General features: G+C 65.7%; 19 protein-coding genes. 3 read left to right on the forward strand and 16 right to left on the reverse strand.

Annotated elements, in window-relative coordinates:
• Positions 1-5: 5 nt before the first annotated feature.
• The 16 genes from JW897_RS09485 to gatC form a co-directional block, all read right to left on the reverse strand.
• Entirely contained in the window at positions 6-731 is a 726-nt protein-coding gene (locus JW897_RS09485; protein ID WP_019102324.1) for a cell division protein FtsQ/DivIB, read from the reverse strand.
• A complete protein-coding gene (locus tag JW897_RS09490; RefSeq protein ID WP_205465989.1) occupies positions 721-1,632 on the reverse strand; it encodes a D-alanine--D-alanine ligase in 912 nt (303 codons plus the stop codon). The genes JW897_RS09485 and JW897_RS09490 overlap by 11 nt, the downstream gene beginning before the upstream one ends.
• Positions 1,633-1,655: 23 nt before the next feature.
• Complete coding sequence (gene murC / locus JW897_RS09495) at positions 1,656-3,047, reverse strand: UDP-N-acetylmuramate--L-alanine ligase (protein ID WP_048413565.1); 1,392 nt, start codon at positions 3,045-3,047, stop codon at positions 1,656-1,658.
• A gap of 37 nt (positions 3,048-3,084) precedes the next feature.
• Positions 3,085-4,167, reverse strand: a complete 1,083-nt coding sequence (gene murG, locus JW897_RS09500; RefSeq protein ID WP_205465899.1) for an undecaprenyldiphospho-muramoylpentapeptide beta-N-acetylglucosaminyltransferase — start codon at positions 4,165-4,167, stop codon at positions 3,085-3,087.
• Between the two features lie 129 nt (positions 4,168-4,296).
• Complete coding sequence (gene ftsW / locus JW897_RS09505; protein WP_048413567.1) at positions 4,297-5,454, reverse strand: putative lipid II flippase FtsW; 1,158 nt, start codon at positions 5,452-5,454, stop codon at positions 4,297-4,299.
• Positions 5,451-6,830 (reverse strand): UDP-N-acetylmuramoyl-L-alanine--D-glutamate ligase, encoded by a 1,380-nt coding sequence (gene murD, locus JW897_RS09510; RefSeq protein ID WP_205465900.1) that lies wholly within the window; start codon positions 6,828-6,830, stop codon positions 5,451-5,453. The genes ftsW and murD overlap by 4 nt, the downstream gene beginning before the upstream one ends.
• A gap of 8 nt (positions 6,831-6,838) precedes the next feature.
• Entirely contained in the window at positions 6,839-7,924 is a 1,086-nt protein-coding gene (gene mraY / locus JW897_RS09515) for a phospho-N-acetylmuramoyl-pentapeptide-transferase (protein WP_048413569.1), read from the reverse strand.
• Position 7,925: 1 nt separating this feature from the next.
• The gene (locus JW897_RS09520; protein WP_205465901.1) at positions 7,926-9,287 is read right to left on the reverse strand and encodes a UDP-N-acetylmuramoyl-tripeptide--D-alanyl-D-alanine ligase; all 1,362 of its coding nucleotides are present in this window, start codon (positions 9,285-9,287) and stop codon (positions 7,926-7,928) included.
• A complete protein-coding gene (locus tag JW897_RS09525) occupies positions 9,284-10,762 on the reverse strand; it encodes a UDP-N-acetylmuramoyl-L-alanyl-D-glutamate--2,6-diaminopimelate ligase (protein WP_205465902.1) in 1,479 nt (492 codons plus the stop codon). The genes JW897_RS09520 and JW897_RS09525 overlap by 4 nt, the downstream gene beginning before the upstream one ends.
• Before the next feature lie 7 nt (positions 10,763-10,769).
• Positions 10,770-12,518 carry a peptidoglycan D,D-transpeptidase FtsI family protein gene (locus tag JW897_RS09530; RefSeq protein WP_205465903.1) on the reverse strand — a complete coding sequence of 583 codons (1,749 nt, stop codon included), beginning with the start codon at positions 12,516-12,518 and terminating at the stop codon, positions 10,770-10,772.
• A complete protein-coding gene (ftsL, locus tag JW897_RS09535) occupies positions 12,518-12,790 on the reverse strand; it encodes a cell division protein FtsL (RefSeq protein WP_019102080.1) in 273 nt (90 codons plus the stop codon). The genes JW897_RS09530 and ftsL overlap by 1 nt, the downstream gene beginning before the upstream one ends.
• A complete protein-coding gene (gene rsmH / locus JW897_RS09540; RefSeq protein WP_048413573.1) occupies positions 12,787-13,749 on the reverse strand; it encodes a 16S rRNA (cytosine(1402)-N(4))-methyltransferase RsmH in 963 nt (320 codons plus the stop codon). The genes ftsL and rsmH overlap by 4 nt, the downstream gene beginning before the upstream one ends.
• Complete coding sequence (gene mraZ / locus JW897_RS09545) at positions 13,746-14,192, reverse strand: division/cell wall cluster transcriptional repressor MraZ (RefSeq protein ID WP_048413574.1); 447 nt, start codon at positions 14,190-14,192, stop codon at positions 13,746-13,748. The genes rsmH and mraZ overlap by 4 nt, the downstream gene beginning before the upstream one ends.
• A gap of 375 nt (positions 14,193-14,567) precedes the next feature.
• Positions 14,568-15,995, reverse strand: coding sequence for an Asp-tRNA(Asn)/Glu-tRNA(Gln) amidotransferase subunit GatB (gatB, locus tag JW897_RS09550; RefSeq protein ID WP_205465904.1), 1,428 nt, complete (start codon positions 15,993-15,995; stop codon positions 14,568-14,570).
• Between the two features lie 153 nt (positions 15,996-16,148).
• Positions 16,149-17,600: an Asp-tRNA(Asn)/Glu-tRNA(Gln) amidotransferase subunit GatA gene (gene gatA, locus JW897_RS09555; RefSeq protein WP_205465905.1), complete on the reverse strand. Its 1,452-nt coding sequence runs from the start codon at positions 17,598-17,600 to the stop codon at positions 16,149-16,151.
• 112 nt (positions 17,601-17,712) lie between these two features.
• Complete coding sequence (gene gatC, locus JW897_RS09560; protein ID WP_048408435.1) at positions 17,713-18,000, reverse strand: Asp-tRNA(Asn)/Glu-tRNA(Gln) amidotransferase subunit GatC; 288 nt, start codon at positions 17,998-18,000, stop codon at positions 17,713-17,715.
• A 365-nt stretch (positions 18,001-18,365) separates the two neighbouring features.
• On the opposite strand from gatC, the gene JW897_RS09565 reads away from it, so the two are divergent.
• The 3 genes from JW897_RS09565 (at position 18,366) to mreD (ending at position 20,965) form a co-directional block, all read left to right on the forward strand.
• Complete coding sequence (locus JW897_RS09565; protein ID WP_043592385.1) at positions 18,366-19,409, forward strand: rod shape-determining protein; 1,044 nt, start codon at positions 18,366-18,368, stop codon at positions 19,407-19,409.
• Between the two features lie 139 nt (positions 19,410-19,548).
• Positions 19,549-20,454: a rod shape-determining protein MreC gene (gene mreC, locus JW897_RS09570; RefSeq protein WP_205465906.1), complete on the forward strand. Its 906-nt coding sequence runs from the start codon at positions 19,549-19,551 to the stop codon at positions 20,452-20,454.
• 7 nt (positions 20,455-20,461) lie between these two features.
• Complete coding sequence (mreD, locus tag JW897_RS09575) at positions 20,462-20,965, forward strand: rod shape-determining protein MreD (protein ID WP_048413578.1); 504 nt, start codon at positions 20,462-20,464, stop codon at positions 20,963-20,965.

A 20,965-nucleotide genomic window follows, 5' to 3' on the forward strand; every position in this document is an offset into this window, starting at 1 on the left:
GCTAATTACTTGTTTCCCTTGGCCGGCGGCGCCTTGTAATCGGGCATCCGCACGGCGAATCCATTCGGGTAGCGCATATCCACGTATTCCACGTGGTACGGCAACGCCGCCAACTTGCTCTTCCAGTACTGGGCGAAGCGGCGGGCGCGCGGACTCACGTCGTTGCGTCCCAGCTCCAGCTGCACCTGGTTGTCCAGCCCCACTTTCCAGGCGCGGCGGCTGGACAGCCACAGCGCCGCGGGCTTGACGCCCGCCGGAGCCAGATCCTGGCGCAGCCCGCCCAGCATTTCGCTCATGTCCTTCTCTGCCCCCGCCGGCCCGTAAAACACCGGCAGGTCCTGGTCGCTGGCGGCGTCGAACCGCTCTCCTCGGGTATTGACCAGGCCGTTCTCTCCCCAGCGCGCAAGCGCCACATGCTCTTCCACCGAAATATCCAGCGCGTCCGGCCAGCGCCGCCGCACCTGGGCATCCCGCACCCACGGCAATTTGCCGAAGGCCGCCCGCGTCTTGTCGATGTCCAGCGTGAAGAAGGTGCCGGACAGCTCGTGCTCGGCAATGAACTTCAGCTGTTCCGGCGTCACGCGTTTCATGTCGCCGCGAATCTGGATCTTCTTCACCGGAAACACCGGCGCGTGCGTCAACCAGAACCCTCCTGCATACAGCAACATCAGCGCTGCGGCGGCCAGCATCAGATTGGCCAGGCCTCTTAGCAGCCGATGGTTATCCCACATGCACCATATCCAGCACCTTGAGGCACAAATCCTCGTAACTGATGCCCATCGCCCGCGCCGCCATCGGCACCAGGCTGTGGCTGGTCATGCCCGGATTGGTGTTGGCTTCCAGCAGGTAAATGCCGCCGGCCTCGTCCATCAGGAAATCCACCCGGCCCCAGCCGCGGCCGCCCAGCACGCGGAAGGCCGCCAGCGACAGTTCGCGCGCGCGCCGCTCCAGCTCTTCGCTCAGGCCGGACGGGCAGCGGTAGACGGTGTCGTCGCGGAAATACTTGGCGTCGTAGTCGTAGAACTCGGTCGCCGGCTCGATCTTGATGGTCGGATAGGCGGTGTCGCCTATCACCGCGCAGGTGTATTCGCCGCCGCCGATGAAACGCTCGGCGATCACGATGCTGTCGTACTTGCGCGCCTCTTCGAACGCCGCCTTCAATTCGCCCGGCTGCTTGACCTTGGTCACGCCTATGCTGGAGCCCTCGGTGGCCGGCTTGACGAAGATGGGCAGGCCCAGCTTGGCTTCCACCGCGGCGAAGTCGCTGTTCTCGTCCAGCAGCTCGAATTCCGGGATAGGCAGGCCGGCGCCCTGCCACAGCAGCTTGGTGCGCCATTTGTCCATGCAGATCGCCGACGCCATCACGCCGCAGCCGGTATAGGGCAGGCCCATGCTTTCCAGCACGCCCTGCAAGGTGCCGTCTTCGCCGAAGGGGCCGTGCAGGATGTTGAACACGCGGTCGAAGCCTTCTTCCTTCAGCGCCGTCAGCGGCTGTTCCGACGGGTCGAATTTGTGCGCGTCCACGCCGCGGGACAGCAGGGCCTTGAGCACGCCGGCGCCGCTCATCAGCGACACTTCGCGCTCGGAGGAACTGCCGCCCATCATCACCGCCACCTTGCCGTACTGCTTCATTGCCTTGTCCTTGTCATTCATCATCACGCGCCCGCCGCCACTTTGGCCGGCACCGCGCCGATGGAGCCCGCGCCCATGGTCACCACCACGTCGCCGTCGCGAGCTTGATCGAAAATGGTCTGCTGCATCTCGGCGATGTCCTCGACGAACACCGGCTCCACCTTGCCCAGCACCCGCACCGCGCGCGCCAGCGCGCGGCCGTCGGCGGCGACGATGGGCGCTTCGCCGGCGGCGTAGACTTCGGACAACAGCAGCGCGTCCACGCCGGACAGCACTTTGACGAAGTCTTCGAACAGGTCCCGGGTGCGGGTGTAGCGGTGCGGCTGGAAGGCCAGCACCAGACGCTTGTCCGGGAAGGCGCCGCGCACCGCGGCCAGCGTGGCGGCCATTTCCACCGGATGGTGGCCATAGTCGTCCACCAGGGTGAAACTGCCGCCGTCCTTGGCCGGCACTTCGCCGTAACGCTGGAAGCGGCGGCCTACGCCGGCGAACTCGGCCAGGCCTTGCTGGATCGCCTCAACGCTGGCGCCGCACTCCAGGCCGATGGCGATGGCGGACAGCGCGTTGAGCACGTTGTGGCGGCCCGGCATGTTCAGCACCACCGGGAAGCGCACTTCCTTGCCGTTCTTCACCACCACGTCGAAATGCATCTGGCCGGCGGCGGCGCGCACGTTCTCGGCGTAGATGTCGGCGGAATCGTCCAGGCCGTAGGTGGTCACCGGCTTGGTGATGCGGCCGCGGATCTCGCGCACATTGGGATCGTCCACGCACAGCACCGCGCGGCCGTAGAACGGCAGCCGCTGCAGGAAATCGACGAAAGCCTGCTTGAGCTTGTCGAAGCTGTGGTCGTAGGTGTCCATGTGGTCGGCGTCGATATTGGTCACCACCGCCATCACCGGAGTCAGGTGCAGGAAGGAAGCGTCCGATTCGTCGGCCTCGGCCACCAGGAACTCGCCGGAGCCCAGCCGCGCATTGGTGCCGGCCGCGGTCAGCTTGCCGCCGATGACGAAGGTGGGGTCCAAGCCGGCCGCGCCCAGCACCGAAGCGGTCAGGCTGGTGGTGGTGGTCTTGCCGTGGGTGCCGGCGATGGCGATGCCCTGCTTGAAGCGCATCAGTTCGGCCAGCATCAGCGCGCGCGGGATCACCGGGATCTTGCTGGCGCGCGCTTCCTGCACTTCCGGGTTGTCGGCCTTGACCGCGGTGGAGGTCACCACCACGTCGGCGCCGTGCATATAGGTGGCGTCGTGGCCGTAGAACACGCGAATGCCCTGATCGATCAGCCGCTTGCTGGTGGCGCTCTCCGCCATGTCGGAACCGGACACGGTAAAGCCCAGGCCGTGCAGCACCTCGGCGATGCCGCACATGCCGACGCCGCCTATGCCTACGAAATGTATGTGTTTGACCCTGTGTTTCATGTCTGTGTCTCTGCTTGAGCGCTCGTTTGACGCCCTGTCATTCCTTGGCCAGCTGCTGGCACAGGTCGGCCACCCGGCCGGCCGCGCCGGAACGGGCCAGCGCGCGCGCGCGCTCGGCCTTGTCCAGCAACTGTTCTCTGTCCAAACCCGCCAACAGGCCCGCAAGCCCGTCGGCGTTCAATTCCTTCTGCGGCAGATGCCAGGCCGCGCCGGCCTGCGCCATCCACTCGGCGTTGTCGCGCTGATGACCGGTGGTGGACACCACCAGCGGCACCAGCACGCTGGGCGCGCCGGCCGCGCACAATTCGCTGACCGTGATCGCGCCGGCGCGGCAGATCACCAGGTCGCATTCGGCCAGGCGCTTCGGCATGTCGTCGACGAAAGGCAGCAACTCCACTTGCTCGCGCAGGCCCGCCGCCTGATAAGCGGCCTCGACCGCGGCGAAATTCGCCTCGCCGGTCTGGTGCGTCAGCCGCGGCCGCTGCTCGGCCGGCAATTTGGCCATCGCCTGCGGCAAGGTTTCGTTCAAAACCTTGGCGCCCAGGCTGCCGCCCACCACCAGCACCTTCAGCGGTCCGCCGCGGCCGGCGAAGCGCTCCGCCGGTGCGGCGATGCTTTCGATCTCGCCGCGCACCGGATTGCCGGTGACCAGCGCCTTGGCGTTGCGCGCCGCGTCGCCGTCGAAACCGCAGACCAGTTTCTTGGCGAAGGGCAGCAAAGCCTTATTGCTCAACAACAGGCCGGCGTCGGCGTTGACCAACACCAGCGGCTTCCACAGCAGGCCCGCCATCACGCCGCCGGGCAGGCAGACGTAACCGCCCATGCCCAGCACCACGTCCGGGCGGTGACGGAAAATCTGCGCCGCGCTGCTGAAGAAGGCACCGATCAGCTGCAACGCACCCTTGGCCGAGCCCAGCAGGCCCTTGCCGCGCACGCCGTGAAAGTTCAGCCGCTCCAGCGGAATGCCGGTCGGCGGCACCAATTTGTTCTCCATGCCGCGGCGGGTGCCCAGCCACACCACGTTCCAGCCCCGGCTTTGCAACTCTTTGGCCACGGCAAGGCCGGGGACGATGTGTCCACCCGTGCCAGCCGCCATCACCATGACCGTGCGATTCGCCATCTCTATCCGTTCCGTTAAATCTCGTTGCCGCGCATCATGCGCCGGTTTTTGCTTCGCCCTTCGGGCTCGCAGAAACCGCCGCCTACGGGCTTACGCCCTAACGCGCCTGACAGCGCTGCTCATGCGCGGCTACACTTTGTAGCCGCGCATGATGCGGCGGTTTTCATAATCAACCCGCAGCAGCACCGCCACCGCGATCAAATTCATCAACATCGCCGAGCCGCCGAAAGACATCAGCGGCAAGGTCAAACCCTTGGTCGGCAGCAGGCCCATATTCACCCCGATGTTGAAAAACACCTGGATGCCGAGCCAGATGCCCAGGCCCTGCGCCACCAGCGACTGGTAGTAACGTTCCAGCTTTTTCGACTCCACGCCGATGTGGAAGGCGCGGCGCACGATCCAGGCGTACAGGCCGATCACCACGCAGATGCCGGCGAAACCGAACTCTTCCGAAATCACCGCCATGATGAAGTCGGTATGCGCTTCCGGCAGGTAAAACAGTTTCTCTATGCTGCCGCCCAGGCCGACGCCGAACCACTCGCCGCGACCGATGGCGATCAATGAATGCGACAGCTGGTAACCCTTGCCGTAGGGGTCGTCCCACGGGTCCATGAAGCCCAGCACCCGCTTCAAGCGATACGGCGAGGAGATGATCAGCACCACGATGGCGCCCACCGCCATCACCGCCAGCCCGCTGAAGATGCGCATATTGATGCCGCCGAGGAAGAGCACGCCCATCGCGATGCTCATCACCACCATCAGCGCGCCGAAGTCCGGCTCGCGCAGCAGCAGGAAGGCCACCACCACCATGGCGGCGAACATCGGCGCGAAGCCTTCTTTCAGGCTGTGCAGCAGATGGCTCTTGCGCACGGTGTAATCCGCCGCGTACAGCACGGTGGCGAACTTCATCACCTCCGACGGCTGCAGGTTCAGCACGATCAGATTGATCCAGCGCCGCGAGCCGTTGACCATCTTGCCGATGCCGGGAATCAGCACCAGCACCAGCAACACCAGTCCGATCAGGAAAATCTTGCCGGAGTACTTCTGCCAGAACGCCGTCGGGATTTGGAAGGCGATATAGGCCGCGCTCAGCCCTATCGTCATGAAGATCATGTGACGGATCAGGTAGAAGTAGCGGTTGTGCGTGGCCGCGTCGGCCTCGGCGTAGGCGATGGACGCCGAGTACACCATCACCAGGCTGATCGACAACAGCAGGGCCAGCGCCCAGGACAGCGCTTCGTCGAACGGCTTGATGGCGGCGTAGCGCCGGGCTCCGTGCACGATCATGGCCGCGTCGCCTCCGCTTGCCGCGCCTTCAGCTCGCGCACGGCGTCGATGAACACCTGGGCGCGATGCGCGTAGTTGCGGAACATGTCCAGGCTGGCGCAGGCCGGCGACAGCAGCACCACGTCGCCCGGCTGCGCCAGTTCCGCCGCGCGGCGGGTGGCTTCTTCCAGCGTCGCGCAGTCGTGCAGCGGCAGGCCGGTGGCGGCCAGCGCGGCGCGGATCTTGCCGGCGTCGCGGCCGATCAGCAGCACCGCGCGGGCGATGCGGCGGCAGGCCGGCGCCAGCGGCGCGAAGTCCTGGCCCTTGCCGTCGCCGCCGGCGATCAACACCACCGGACGGGTCATGCCGTTCAGCGCCGCCTCGGTGGCGCCGACATTGGTGCCCTTGGAATCATCGATAAACGCCACCGAGCCGATTTCGTCTACCAGCTCGACGCGATGCTCCAGGCCCTGGAAGGTTTTCAGCCCTTGCAGCAAGGCGGCGCGCGGCGCGCCCACCGCTTCGCACAAGGCCAGCGCGGCCAGCGCGTTGGCGGCGTTGTGCAGGCCCTGCAAGCTCATCTCGGCGCAATCGAAGGCCGGCTCGCCGTCCAGGCTCAGCCAGTAACGGCCGTCATCCTGCCGCAACGCGTATCCGGCATTCTCTGTCAGCGAGAACCATTTGACCGCGCGGCCGGGCCGCACCATCGCGCGCACCAGCGCGTCGTCGCGGTTCAGCACCTGGACGCCGGCGCCGTGGAACACCCGGGTCTTGGTGTGGGCGTAGTCCAGCAGATCGTCGTAGCGATCGAGGTGGTCCTCGGAAATGTTCAGCACCGTGGCCGCGTCGGCCTCCAGGCTGTAAGTGGATTCCAGCTGAAAGCTGGACAGCTCCAGCACCCACACGTCCGGGCGCTTGTCGCTTCGCTCGCGCTCCAGCTGCGCTTCCAGCACCGCCAGGCCGATATTGCCGGCCACCACCGCGTCCAGGCCGGCGGCGGCGCACAGATGGCCGGCCAGGCTGGTGACGGTGCTCTTGCCGTTGGAGCCGGTGATGGCGATCACCTTGCTGCCGTCGCCGCGGATCGCGCGCGCCAGCACTTCGATATCGCCTATCACCTCGCCGCCGGCTTGACGGAAGGCGGCGACAGCCGGGTGCTTCAGCGGCACGCCCGGGCTCAACACCAGCAAGTCGGCGTCGGCGAAGGTCTGGGCGCTGAAGTCGCCGGCGCGCACTTCCGCCTGCGGCAGGAAGGCGCGCAGCTCGGCCACGCGCTCGGCCGACGGCTTGGCGTCGGCCACGCTCACGCGCGCGCCGTGCGCGGCCAGGTAGCGCGCGGCCGCCAGGCCCGAGCCTCCCAAGCCCACCACCACGACGTGACGATTCGCGTAGTCCATAGTCTTCCTCAACGCAGCTTGATGGTGGACAGACCGGCCAACACCAGCATCATGGTGATGATCCAGAAACGCACCACCACTTGCGTTTCCTTCCAGCCCTTCAACTCATAGTGGTGATGCAGCGGCGCCATGCGGAACACCCGCTTGCCGGTGAGCTTGAACGAAGCCACCTGGATCATCACCGACAGCGCTTCCACCACGAACAGGCCGCCCATGATCAAGAGCACGATTTCCTGACGCACGATCACCGCCACGGTGCCCAGCGCCGCGCCCAGCGCCAGCGCGCCGACGTCGCCCATGAAGACCTGGGCCGGATAGGCGTTGAACCATAAAAATCCCAAGCAAGCGCCGCACATCGCCGCGCAGAACACCACCACCTCGTGCGCGCCGGGAATGAAGGGCAGGCCCAGGTATTTGGAAAACACCGCGTGGCCGGCGACGTAGGCGAAGATGGACAGGCCGGCCGCCACCATCACGGTGGGCAGGGCCGCCAGGCCGTCCAGGCCGTCGGTCAGGTTCACCGCGTTGGAGGTGCCTACGATGACGAAATAGGTGAGGATGCAAAAACCGATCGCGCCCAGCGGATAGGAGATGGTCTTGACGAAGGGCACGATCAGCTCGGTGGACGCCGGCAGCTTGGCGGTGGCGATCAGGAACACGCCGGCGCCGATGGCGATGGCGGACTGCCAGGCCATCTTGAACTTGGCGGACACCCCTTTCGGGTCCTTGTACACCACCTTGCGCCAGTCGTCGTAAAAGCCCAGCGCTCCGGTGCCGAACATCACCGCCAGCAGCAGCCACACGTATTTGTTGGACAGGTCCGCCCACAGCAGCGTGGTCAGGCCGATGGCCAGCAGGATCAGCGAGCCGCCCATGGTCGGGGTGCCGGCCTTGACCAGATGGGTTTGCGGGCCGTCGTTGCGCACCGCCTGGCCCACTTTGAGTTCGGTCAGTTTGCGGATCACCCACGGCCCCAGCAGCAGCGAGATCGCCAGCGCGGTCAGCGCCGCCATCACCGCGCGCAGCGTGATGTAGTTGAAGACGTTGAAGGCCCGGATGTGGGAGCCCAGCATTTCAGCCAGCCAGAGCAGCACGTTATTGTTCCTCTCTAAATTGTTGCATCAGGTGTTCCACCACCCGTTCCATGCGCATGAAGCGCGACCCCTTGACCAGAACGGAGGCACCCGACGGCAACTGCCGGTCGAGAAACTCGTACAACTCGTCAATCGAATCAAAATGTTTGCCGCTCGCGCCGCAGGCGACGGCGGCGTGGCGCGAAGCCTCGCCCAGCGTCAGCAGCAGGTCGACGCCGCGCGCCCGCGCGTACTCGCCCACTTCCGCGTGCAGCGCGTCGGCGGCCTCGCCCAGCTCGCCGATGTCGCCCATCACGAAGCAGCGCGGCGCCGGCAGGCGGATCAGCACGTCGATCCCGGCCTTCATCGAATCCGGGTTGGCGTTGTAGCTGTCGTCGATCACGCTCAGGCCGCGCGGGCTTTGCTTCAGTTGCAAACGGCCCTTGGCGCCGCCGAAGGCCGCCAGGCCGGCGGCGATGTCGTCCAGCGGCACGCCGGCGGCCAGCGCCAGGCTGGCGGCGGCCAGCGCGTTGCGCACATTGTGTTCGCCCGGCGCCGGCAGTTCTATCCGCCGCTCGCCGTCGGCGCAGCGCAGCGTGAAGCGGCTGTTCAAGGCGCCCAGTTCGATGTCGGCGGCGTGAACATCGGCTTCGGGGTTCAGACCGAAGGCGATCTGGCGATGGCCGTCCGCCGCGCGGCGGAACAGCGCCAGATTGGCGTCGTCGGCGTTCAACACCGCCACACCGCCCTCGTCCAGGCCTTCGAAGATTTCCGCCTTGGCGCGCGCCACCTCCTCGGTGGAGCCGAAATAGCCGACATGGGCGCGCATCGCGTTGTTGACCAGGGCGACGCGCGGCCGGGCCAGGCCGGTCAGATAGCTAAGCTCACCGTGATGGTTCATGCCCATCTCCAGCACCGCGTAGCGATGCGCCGGCGTCAGCCGCAGCAGGGTCAGCGGCAGACCGATGTCGTTGTTGAAGTTGCCGGCGGTGGCCAGCACCGCGTCCGCGCCCGCATGCTGGCGCAAGATCGCCGCCAGCATTTCCTTGACCGTGGTCTTGCCGTTGGAGCCGGTGACGCCGATGCGCAGCGCCGCTTGGCGCAGCGCCCAGCCGGAAGCCAGCCGGCCCAGGGCCAGCCGGGTGTCGTCGACGCGGATCAGGCTGGCGCCGGGCAAGGCGTAATCCGCGCGCACCAGCGCGGCAGCGCCCTTGGCCGCCACCTCGGCGACGAAGTCGTGGGCGTCGAAACGCTCGCCCTTCAGCGCGACGAACAGATCGCCGGGACCGGCCTCGCGGCTGTCGGTCACCACGCGCAGGATGTCGCCGTCCGGGCCGCTCAATGCGCCCCGGGCCAGTTCGGCGGCCTGCAGCAGCGTCATCATGCGCGCTCTCCCCAGGCGGTCAGCGCCTCTTCCGCCACGCGGAAGTCGGAGAACGGCCGCTTGACGCCGGCGATGTCCTGGTATTCCTCATGCCCCTTGCCGGCCACCAGCACCACGTCGCCGGCGCGCGCCTGGCTCACCGCCCAATGGATGGCGGCTTCGCGGTCGACTTCGACATGGCCGGGCCGCTGCATGCCGGCGAGCACGTCGCGCAGAATGGCTTGCGGGTCTTCGGTGCGCGGGTTGTCGCTGGTCAGCACCGCCACGTCGGCGATTTTCTCGGCGATGGCGCCCATCATCGGGCGCTTGCCCGGATCGCGGTCGCCGCCGCAGCCGAACACGCAAAACAGGCGGCCGCCTTCCGGGCGGATCTCGGCCAGCGTGGACAAGGCTTTTTCCAGCGCGTCCGGGGTGTGGGCGTAGTCGATCACCACCAGCGGCTCATGCGCGCCGCCGACGCTCTGCATGCGGCCGCGCGCCGGCTGGATGCGCGCCATCACCGAGGCGGCGTCGCGCAGGCTGACGCCGTTGACGCACAGCGTGGCCAGACAGGCCAGCAGGTTGGCGGCGTTGAAACGGCCCACCAGGCCGGTGCGCACGTCGGCGACGCCCCAGGGCGTGGTCACCGTCAGCTGCAGGCCGTCCAGCGTGGCGGCCAGCGCCAGCGGACGCACGTCGCCCTGTTCCAGGCCGTAAGTCACCACCTGGGTCTGCGCCGGGTCGATCTCGGCGGCCAGTTGGCGGCCGAAAGCGTCGTCGGCGTTGATCACCGCGTGTTTCAGGCCCTCCCAGAAGAACAGCTTCTTCTTGGATTCGCCGTAGGCTTCCATCGAACCGTGATAATCCAGGTGGTCCCGGGTCAGGTTGGTCAGCACCGCGGTGGCGAAGTCCACGCCGTTGACGCGGCTTTGATCCAGGCTGTGGCTGGATACTTCCATGGTCACCACGTGCGCGCCCTGGCGACGGTATTCGGCCAGCTTTTGCTGAATGGTCACCGGGTCCGGCGTGGTGTGGGTGGTTTCGGTCAGTTCGCCGTAAAAGCCGTTGCCTACGGTGCCGATCAGCGCCGCCTTCTGGCCCAGCAGCGAGAAGGCCTGCGCCAGCCAGTGGGAAATCGAGGTCTTGCCGTTGGTGCCGGTGATGCCGATCACGCGCAGCGCGCGGCTGGGATAGCCGTAAACCTCGGCCGCCAGCATGCCGATGCGGTCGCGCAGATGCGGCACTGGCAGATTGGGCGCCTGCCACAGCGGATTCCAGGCGAAGCCGCCTGCGTCGTCCCACAACACCGCGGCCGCGCCTTTCGCCAGCGCGGCGTGGATGTAGTCGCGGCCATCGGAATGCAGGCCGGGGCACGCCAGGAACACGTCGCCGGGCAGCACGCGGCGGCTGTCGGTCTCCACCCGCTTGACGGGCAGTCCCAATTGTTTGATGTCGGCCGGATTCCAGTCCGGCATGGGGGTCAAACGGCTTTTCATGATCTGATCAAAAATCCACCGGCACCGGGGTGGATTCCGGCAATAAAGTGTTGTTGGAGGGCTCGTCCGGCTGCACGTTCAGCACTCGCAACGCGCCGCCGGCGATCTGCGAGAACACCGGCGCAGCCACCGCGCCGCCGTAATATTTGCCCGCTGAGGGCTCGTCTATCATCACCGACACGATCACGCGCGGCGATTTGCCCGGCGCGAAGCCCATGAACAGCGCGCGGTGCTTGTTGGCCACATAGGCGCGGCCTTCCAGCTTGCGCGCGGTGCCGCTCTTGCCGCCTATGCTGTAGCCGATGATGCGGCCGCCGACGGCGCCGCCGCCCGGCTGGCTGTTGGCGATCAGCAGATCGCGCATCTCGTGCGCGGTCTTTTCCGCCAGCACGCGCTTGCCCGGCATCGGCGTATTGGTCTTGTACAGCGAGATGGGCAGCATCACGCCGTCGTTGGCGAACACGGTGTAGGCGCGCGCCATCTGGATCAGGCTGACCGAGATGCCGTAGCCGAAGGACATCGTCGCCTGCTCGATCGGCCGCCAGTTGTGCCAGTCGCGCAGCCGGCCGCCGGCCTCGCCGGGGAAGCCGGTTTCCGGCGCGCGGCCGAAACCCAGCGCGTCGTAATGCTTCCAGGTTTGTTCCGGCGAGCTCATCAACGCCAGCTTGCTGGTGCCGACGTTGGACGATTTCTGGATGATGCCGAGGATGTCCAGGCTGGGGCGCGGCGCCACGTCGCGGATGGTGGCCGGGCCTATCATGTAAGTGTGGGTGTCCAGCACGGTGTTGAGGCCGGCCTTGCCGTTTTCCAGCGCCAGCGCGATGGACAGCGGCTTCATCGTCGAACCCGGCTCGAACAGGTCGATCACGCCGCGGTTGCGCATCATTTCCGGCGTCACGCCGCTGCGGTTGTTGGGGTTGAACGACGGATAGTTGGCCAGCGCCAGCAGTTCGCCGGTGTGCGCGTCCACCACCACCACGCTGCCGGCCTTGGCCTTGTTCAACTCCACCGCCGCCTTCAACTCGCGGTAAGCCAGGTACTGGATGCGGTGATCCACCGCCAGCGCCAGCTTCTGGCCGTCGCGCGGCGGCTCGATGGCGGCGATGTCTTCGATGATGTGGCCGCGGCGGTCCTTCAGCACCACGCGGCGGCCGTCCTTGCCGGCCAGCATCTTCTCGCGCGCCAGTTCCACGCCTTCCTGGCCCTTGCCGTCCACGCCGGTGAAACCGATGATGTGGGACACGATTTCCCCGGCCGGGTAGAAGCGGCGGAACTCCTGCTGCTTGGCGATGCCGGGCACGCCCAGCGCCATCACCTTGTCGGCCAGCTCCGGGCTGATCTGACGTTTGACGTAGACGAATTCTTTTTTGCGGTCGGACAGCTTGGCCGACAGCTCTTCCGGCGACAGGTCCAGCATCGCCGCCAGTTCGCGCAGCTTGGCCGGCGGCACCGGCTCCATGTCCGCCGGGCTGGCCCAGATGGTCTGCACCGGCGAGCTGATCGCCAGCGGCTCGCCGTTGCGGTCGGTGATCACGCCACGGTTGGCTTCCAGCGTCAGCGCGCGGCGGAAACGGGCCTCGCCCTGGTTCTGCAGGAAGTCCTGCTGCACCACTTGCAGATAGACCGCGCGGCCGATCAGCGCCAGGAACAGCAGCGCCAGCATCAACAGCACGAAACGCACGCGGCCCGGCTTCATGCGCAGCGCGGGGCTGGCGTCCGGGATGCGTTGCTGGTGACGCGGGGAGTAAGTGCGCATCACATCCCCTTTCCAGGCGAGACCACCTGGATCTGGCGCGGATCCGGGGTATGCATGTCGAGGCGGCTGGACGCGGCTTTCTCAATCACCGCGTGCGCGCCCCAGGTGCTCTGCTCCAACTGCAGCTGGCCGAACTCGATCTCCAGCTGCTGGGCGGATTTGCGCTCTTTCTGCAAATCGCTGTAGAGCTTGCGCGACACGTGGGTCGAGGTGACCACCGACCAGGCGGACAGCACCACGATGACCAGCAGTATCGCGTTGAGCTTGTTCATGCGTCGATCTCCCGCCACGGCGCGGCGGTGCGCTCGGCCACGCGCATGATGGCGCTGCGGGAGCGCGCGTTGGCGCGCACCTCCTCATCGCCCGCGCGCACCGGCTTGCCCACGGTGGACATCGGCGGCTGCGCCATGTCGGAGGCGCGCACCATCGCCCAGGCCGGCAGCTTTTCCTCGCTGCTGGCGTCGCGCAGGTATTGCTTGACGATGCGGTCTTCCAGCGAATGGAAGCTGATCACCGCCAGGCGGCCGTTTTCCGCCAGGCGGCGCGCCGCCTGCGGCAGCACCGCCTTGAGCTCGTCCAGCTCGCGGTTCACAAAGATCCGGATCGCTTGGAAGGTACGCGTTGCGGGGTCCTGACCCGGTTCCCGAGTACGGACGTTTTGCCCAACGAGCAAGGCGAGCTCACGCGTGGTCTGGAGGGGGGCGTCAGCCCTTTGCGCAACAATGGCTGCTGCGATCTTGCGAGCAAACCGCTCTTCACCATAAGTCTTGATGACCTCTCTGATATCGGCCTCGTCTGCCGTCGCCAACCATTCGGCCGCGGTGATGCCGCGGGTGGTATCCATACGCATGTCCAAGGGCGCGTCGAAACGGAAGCTGAAACCGCGCCGTCCGTCGTCGATCTGCGGCGAGGACACGCCCAGATCCATCAACACGCCGTCCACCCGGGGCACGCCCAGGCGGTCCAGTTCCTGCCCCAGCGTTTCAAAACCGTTGTGCACGATCTGAAAACGCGGGTCTTCCTCCGCCAGCCGCGTGGCCACGGCGATGGCTTCGGGATCCTTGTCGAAGGCGATCAGGCGGCCTTGCGGCCCCAGTCGCGACAGGATCAAGCGGCTGTGGCCACCTCGACCGAACGTGCAATCGACATAGACGCCATCCGGCCGGATGGCGAGCGCGTCGACCGCTTCGGTCAAGAGCACCGTCAGGTGCACGAAAGGGGTGGTGCTCACAGCGTAAAGTCTCCAAGGTGTTGGGCCAGATCGGCTTGATCGATGGCCAGGGCGTCAGCGGTCTGGCTGTCCCATTCCTCGGCATTCCACAGCTCGAAGCGGTTGCCCATGCCCACCAGCGCGACGTCCTTGTCGAGTCCGGTGAGATCGCGCAGGCGCGCGGGCAGCAGAATGCGTCCGGCACTGTCCATTTCCAGCGTTTCCGCGTGGCCGAGCACGAGGCGCTGGTAACGTTTCAGAGTGGGATTGCCGGTGGGAAGGGCTAACAGACGGGCTTCGACCGGACGCCAGTTGGGTTCGGGGTAGATCAGCAAGTGGTCTTGGGACTCGAGGGTGACGACCAGTTTGTGCCCGAAAGCGGACAGCAGTGTCTCGCGGTGTTTGGCCGGAATAGCCAAACGCCCCTTGCTATCGAGAGACAAGATGCTGACACCACCAATCATGATTTCGAGCCCGCTGACCGAATAAACCTAAGGGGCCGTCGCCCCCTGGGGCAAATGCCCCACTTTCACCCACTTCGCCCCACTTTCCGCCACTATAAGAAAGAACTTCTCCACGGTCAACATCGAGAAGTTCTAATTCACCTTTTGAGACAATGACTTAGCGGACAGCGCAAAAAGCGGATTCCTTGTCAAATCAGAGGCTTAAAAACATCAGTCAAAGTGAGCTGTTAACACTCGAACTATTCCCGAAACACCACACCCCGGGCCTGGGAATATTTCCAAGGACAGTCCAATGCAAGACCACTTGCCGCGCCGCAGCACAAAAACAGGACGGCGGCGCCGCATTCGGCGCCGCCGTCCCGGAGTCCCACAGGATCAGGCCAGTTTTTGACGCAGGATGTCCTGCACCTGGGCCGGATTCGCCTTGCCCTTGGAAGCCTTCATCACCTGGCCGGCCAAGGCGTTGAGCGCCTTCTCCTTGCCGGCGCGGTATTCCTCCACCGCCTTGGGATTGGCGGCGATCGCCTCTTCCACCATCTTCTCGATGGCGCCGACGTCGGACACCTGCTTCAGACCGTCGCGCTCGATGATGGCGTCGGCGGACAGCTCGCTGTCCCACAAGGCATCGAACACCTGCTTGGCCAGCTTGCTGGACAGGGTGTTGTCGGCGATGCGCGCGATCAGGCCGGACAGACGCTCCGCCGAGATCGGGCAGTCCGCGATCTCCTTGCCGTCGCGATTCAGCCGCGCGGCGATCTCGCCGTTGATCCAGTTGGCGGCCAGCTTGCCCTGGCCGGAGGCCTTGGCCGCAGCCTCGAAGTACTGCGCCTGCGCCAGGCTGGAGGTCAGCAGCGCCGCGTCGTAGGCGGACACGCCATAGGCCTCCGCCAGACGGACTTGCATCGCCGCCGGCAGTTCCGGCATCTCGCCGCGAATGCGGGCGATCTGCTCGTCGGAAATGCGCACCGGCAGCAGGTCCGGATCCGGGAAGTAGCGGTAGTCGTGCGCGTCTTCCTTGCTGCGCATCATCCGGGTCTCGCCGGTGTCCGGGTCGAACAGCACGGTGGCCTGCTGCACCTTGCCGCCGTCTTCCAGGGTGTCGATCTGCCACTGGATTTCGTACTTGGCGGCCTGCTCCAGGAAGCGGAAGGAGTTGAGGTTCTTGATCTCGCGGCGGGTGCCGAAGGCCTGCTGGCCCTCCGGGCGCACCGACACGTTGACGTCCATGCGGAAGCTGCCTTCCTGCATATTGCCGTCGCAGATGCCCAGCCAGGTCACCAGCGCGTACAGCGCCTTGACATAGGCCAGCGCCTCGTCCACCGAGCGCATGTCCGGTTCGGACACCACTTCCAGCAAGGGCGTGCCGGCGCGGTTGAGGTCGATGCCGGACAGGCCGTGGAAGTCTTCATGCAGGCTCTTGCCGGCGTCCTCTTCCATATGGGCGCGAGTCACGCCTATCACCTTCTCCTGCTCGCCCACCAGGATCTTCAGCTGGCCGTGCTCGACGATGGGCAGGTCCATCTGGCTGATCTGGTAGCCCTTGGGGAGATCCGGATAGAAGTAGTTCTTGCGCGCGAACACGTTCTTCTGATTGATCTTGGCGTCCAGCGCCAGGCCCAGACGGATGGCCTTGTCCACCACCGCCTTGTTCAATACCGGCAGCACGCCGGGAAAGGCCAGCTCCACCGCGGAGGCCTGGGTGTTCGGCTCCGCGCCAAAGGCGGTGCTGGAGCCGGAGAAAATCTTGGAGACGGTATTGAGCTGCACATGCACCTCGATGCCGATGACGACTTCCCATTTCATGGTTGGAAAATCCTTCTATTATTTTTGCCACGGAAGCACACGGAAAACACGGAAGGAAAAACGGCTGACACTACCCTCCATCAGCTAATCCGCCCCTTGGAAGCCAGGGCTTGCCTGTGTCCTTCCGTGTGCTTCCGTGGCTAATTCATTCAATTACAAAACCGGCGCGCGGCTGTGCCAATCGGTAGCCAACTGGAACTGATGCGCGACGTTCAACATCTTGGCTTCGCCGAAGTAGTTGCCGATGATCTGCAAGCCGATCGGGCGGCCATTGGCGCTGAAGCCGGCCGGCACGCTCATGCCCGGCAAGCCGGCCAGGTTCACCGACAGCGTGTAGATGTCGGACAGATACATCTGCACCGGGTCGTCGTTCATCGAGCCGATGTCGAAAGCGGCGGTCGGCGCCACCGGCCCCAGGATCACGTCGCACCGTTCGAAGGCGGCCTTGAAATCGTTGGCGATCAGGCGACGGACTTTCTGAGCCTTCAGATAGTAAGCGTCGTAATAGCCGTGCGACAGCACATAGCTGCCCACCAGGATGCGGCGCTTGACCTCGCTGCCGAAGCCTTCGGCGCGGGTCTTCTCGTACATGTCCACCAGGTCTTTGTACTCGGCGGCGCGGTGACCGTAACGCACGCCGTCGTAGCGCGACAGATTGGTCGAGGCCTCGGCCGGCGCGATCACATAGTAGGCCGGGATGGACAGCTCGGTGTTGGGCAGACTGACTTCCACCACCTGCGCGCCCTGCTTCTTCAGCACCGCCACCGCCTCGTCCACCGCGCGCGCCACGTCGGCGCTCAGGCCGGCGGCGAAGTATTCGCGCGGCAGGCCCACTTTCAGGCCGGCCAGCGGCTGGTTCAGATCACGGGCGTAGTCTTCGCCGGCGCGCTCCAGGCTGGTGGAGTCGCGCGGGTCGAAACCGGCCATCACGTTCAGCATCAGCGCGCAGTCCTCGGCGGTCTGCGCGATCGGGCCGCCCTGATCCAGCGAGGAGGCGAAGGCCACCATGCCGTAGCGCGACACCACGCCGTAAGTCGGCTTGATGCCGGTGACGCCGCAATGGGAGGCCGGCTGGCGGATGGAGCCGCCGGTGTCGGTGGCGGTGGCCACCGGCGTCAGCCGCGCGGCCACGGCGGCGGCGGAACCGCCGGAGCTGCCGCCCGGCACCGCCTTCTGGTCCCAGGGGTTTTTCACCGCGCCGTAGAAGGAGTTCTCGTTGGACGAGCCCATCGCGAACTCGTCCATATTGGCACGGCCCAGCGTCACCAGGCCGGCGGCCTGGCATTGTTCGACCACGTGGGCGCTGTACGGCGACACGAAATTGTCCAGCATCTTGGAGCCGCAGCTGGTTTTCCAGCCCTGCTGGCAGAACAGATCCTTGTGGATGATGGGCACGCCGGTCAGCGCGTGCGCGTTGCCGGCGGCGATGCGCGCGTCGGCGGCTGCGGCTTCGGCCAGGGTCTTGGCGCGGTCGACGGTGACCAGCGCGTTGAGCGCCGGGTTCAGCGCTTCGATGCGGTCCAGGTATTGGGTGGCCAACTCAAGGCTGGAGACTTCCTTGGCCGCCAGCTGCCGCGACAGTTGCTTTAAAGTAGACTGTGTCATTTCAAATGGAATCTTTAGCTATCCGGGAAGGGCGCCGCCGTCCTTTCAGACAGCGGCCGGCGCCGGCCTCCCGCGCGGGCGGGAACCTAAACCGGCGCAGGCAATCAGAGCATCACTCGATGACCTTGGGGACCAGGAACAAGCCCTTTTCCACTTGCGGGGCCACGGCCTGGAAAGCTTCGCGCTGATTGGTTTCGGTAACGACATCTTCGCGCAAACGCAAAGAGACATCCTGCGGATGGGCCATCGGCTCGATGCCGTCGGTGTTCACCGCCTGCATCTGTTCGATCAGGCCGAAAATATTATTGAGTTGCTTGCTTGTCGCGGCAATTTCCGCTTCATTGACATTGATGCGGGCAAGCTTGGCAATTCGTGCGACATCCTGATGCGTCAGCGACATGGTGTCCTCGTTCAAAACCTTTAATATTTCAAGCGTTATAGGGTATCATAGCCCGCTTGATTCTCCCAAGATCGACATCGCGCCACGGCGTAATTTCGGCAGCGCTTTCACCGCGCGGCCGACAGGCGGCAAGCCGCCGCGCCGGGGCCGGATCGTGCAGGCCTCGTCGAACCGACACGGCGTCGGAAAACGATGCGTAAGGCCAGCCGGGCGAAGCCGCTTAGCCGGCGTCGCCCAGTGGGCGCCAAGCGTCGTTTGCCACGCGGCGGCTAGACTCGGGTCGTACGAGTAGACAACAAACAACAGATTACAAGCGGACGCGACGGCGCGTCCGCCACATGACGAAAACTGACCAGGATCGCCCAATGTTTCGTTCGCTGACCGGATACTTCTCCAACGACCTCGCCATTGACCTTGGCACAGCCAACACCCTCATCTACATGCGCGCCAAAGGCATCGTGCTGGACGAGCCCTCGGTAGTCGCCATTCACAGCGACGCGCCCACCAACAAGAAATCCATTCTGGCCGTGGGTCTGGAAGCCAAGCGCATGCTGGGCCGCACCCCGGGCAGCATCCAGGCGATCCGCCCGATGAAGGACGGCGTGATCGCCGACTTCACCGTCACCGAACAGATGCTCAAGCAGTTCATCAAGAAGGTGAACCCCAACCGCTTCTTCGCCGCCAGCCCGCGCATCGTGATCTGCGTGCCCTGCGGCTCCACCCAGGTGGAGCGCAAGGCGATCCGCGACTCGGCGCTGGCCGCCGGCGCGCGCCGCGTGGAACTGATCGAAGAGCCGATGGCGGCCGCCATCGGCGCCGGCCTGCCGGTTGAGGAGCCCACCGGCTCCATGGTGGTGGACATCGGCGGCGGCACCACCGAAGTCGGCGTGATTTCGCTGGGCGGCGTGGTGTATTCCAACTCCGTCCGCGTCGGCGGCGACAAGTTCGACGAAGCCATCATCAACTACATCCGCCGCAACTACGGCATGCTGATCGGCGAAACCACCGCCGAGGAAATCAAGAAGACCATCGGCTCCGCCTTCCCGGGCGCCGAGGTGCGCGAAATGGAAGTCAAGGGCCGCAACCTGGCCGAAGGCATTCCGCGCGCCTTCACCGTGTCGTCCAACGAAATCCTGGAAGCGCTGACCGAACCCTTGAACCAGATCGTATCCGCGGTGAAGATCGCGCTGGAACAGACTCCGCCGGAACTGGGCGCCGACATCGCCGACAAGGGCATGGTGCTGACCGGCGGCGGCGCGCTGCTGAAAGACATCGACCGCCTGCTGGCCGAAGAAACCGGCCTGCCGGTGTTCGTGGCCGAGGAACCGCTGACCTGCGTGGTGCGCGGCTCCGGCAAGGCGCTGGAGAAAATGGACAAGATTGGCACCATTTTCACCAACGTCCCTTAAACCGGAACGGCCGCCGTCCGCCTGAGCCCGGCTCCGGCGGCGGCGGCCGCTCGTAAAGCAAGCGATGATGGCGGGCGCGCGGCAAGCGCGCCCGTTTTTGAAGCACAGCGCCCCGCGTCAAGGGGCGAGGTCTGAGCCGATGGACTTTGCCAACACCCCCAGCTTTTTCCGCTCCGGGCCGCCGCCCGGCGCGCGCTTGGCCATGGCCGTGGCCGCCTCGGTGGCGCTCCTGGTCGGCGACAGCTATTTCGGCCTGATGGAACAGGCGCGCGAAGCCACCTCGCTGGCGCTGTACCCGGTGCAGCGCGCGGTCAACATGCCGGCGCAGGCGATGCGCCACGTCAGCGACTTTCTCAGCTCCCAAACCGAACTGAAGCAGGAAAACACCGCCTTGCGCACGCGCCAGCTGGAAATGTCGGCGCAGTTGTCGCGGCTGCAAACCCTGCAGCGCGAGCTGGACGAAGTGCGCAAGCTCAACGGCATCAAGTCCAGCTACCACCAGCAGGCGCAGATGGCCGAAACCCTGTACACCGGCCGCGATCCGTTTTCCTACAAGATCATCATCGACAAGGGCAGCGACGCCAACCTGAAAGCCGGACAGCCGGTGGTGGACGCCAGCGGCCTCTTGGGCCAGGTCACCCGGGTGCAGCCGCTGACCGCGGAAGTGACCCTGGTCATAGACAAGAACCAGATGGTGCCGGTGATGGTGGCCCGCACCGGCCAGCGCGCCATTCTGTACGGCTACGGCGGCGGCGTGGAAATCCGCTATCTGCCACAAAGCGCCGACATCAAGGACGGCGACCACATCGTCACCTCCGGCGTGGACGGCGTTTATCCGGCCGGCATCCCGGTGGCTCGCGTGACCCGGGTGGAGCGCAATCAGGGCGCCACCTTCGCCCGCATCGCCACCGCGCCGCTGGCCGGCGTGCAGCAAACCCGCTACATGCTGGTGCTGGGCGACAAGCAGGCGCCGCCGCGTCCGCCGGAACCGGCCCCCATCGTCAAAAAGAGCAAGGGCGGCAAGAAAGCCGCCGCCGAGGAGTAAGCCCCCGATGACGTTCGAGCGCCCCAAGGAACTGCTCAAACCGGTGAAGCGCCGCTTCATCCTGTTCACCTTCGTCTTCGCCGTTCTGATCGAACTGATCCCGCTGCCGCACGGCAGCACGCGCTGGCTGCCGGACTTCATCGGCATGCTGATCCTGTACTGGGTGATCAACCAGCCGCGCCGGGTCAATATCGGCACCGCCTTCCTGCTGGGCCTGGTGGCCGACATCTCCACCGCGGGACTGTTCGGCCAGCACGCGCTGGCCTATTCGATCACCGCTTACCTGGCGCTGGCGCGCCAGCGCCAGGTGGTGATGTTCAACCTGGGCCAGCAGACGCTGGTGGTGCTGGGCCTGCTGCTGACCAACCAGCTGATCATGGTGGTGGTGCGCATGCTGACCGGCTCCGCCTTCGTCGGCTGGGGCTATTTCCTGCCGCCCTTGATCGGCGCGCTGCTGTGGCCGCTGCTGACCAAGCTGATGCTGATGCCCTACCGCCACAACGCGGTGTAG

Origin of the sequence: Chromobacterium alkanivorans, assembly GCF_016937655.1 — a bacterium.
GTDB lineage: Bacteria > Pseudomonadota > Gammaproteobacteria > Burkholderiales > Chromobacteriaceae > Chromobacterium > Chromobacterium alkanivorans.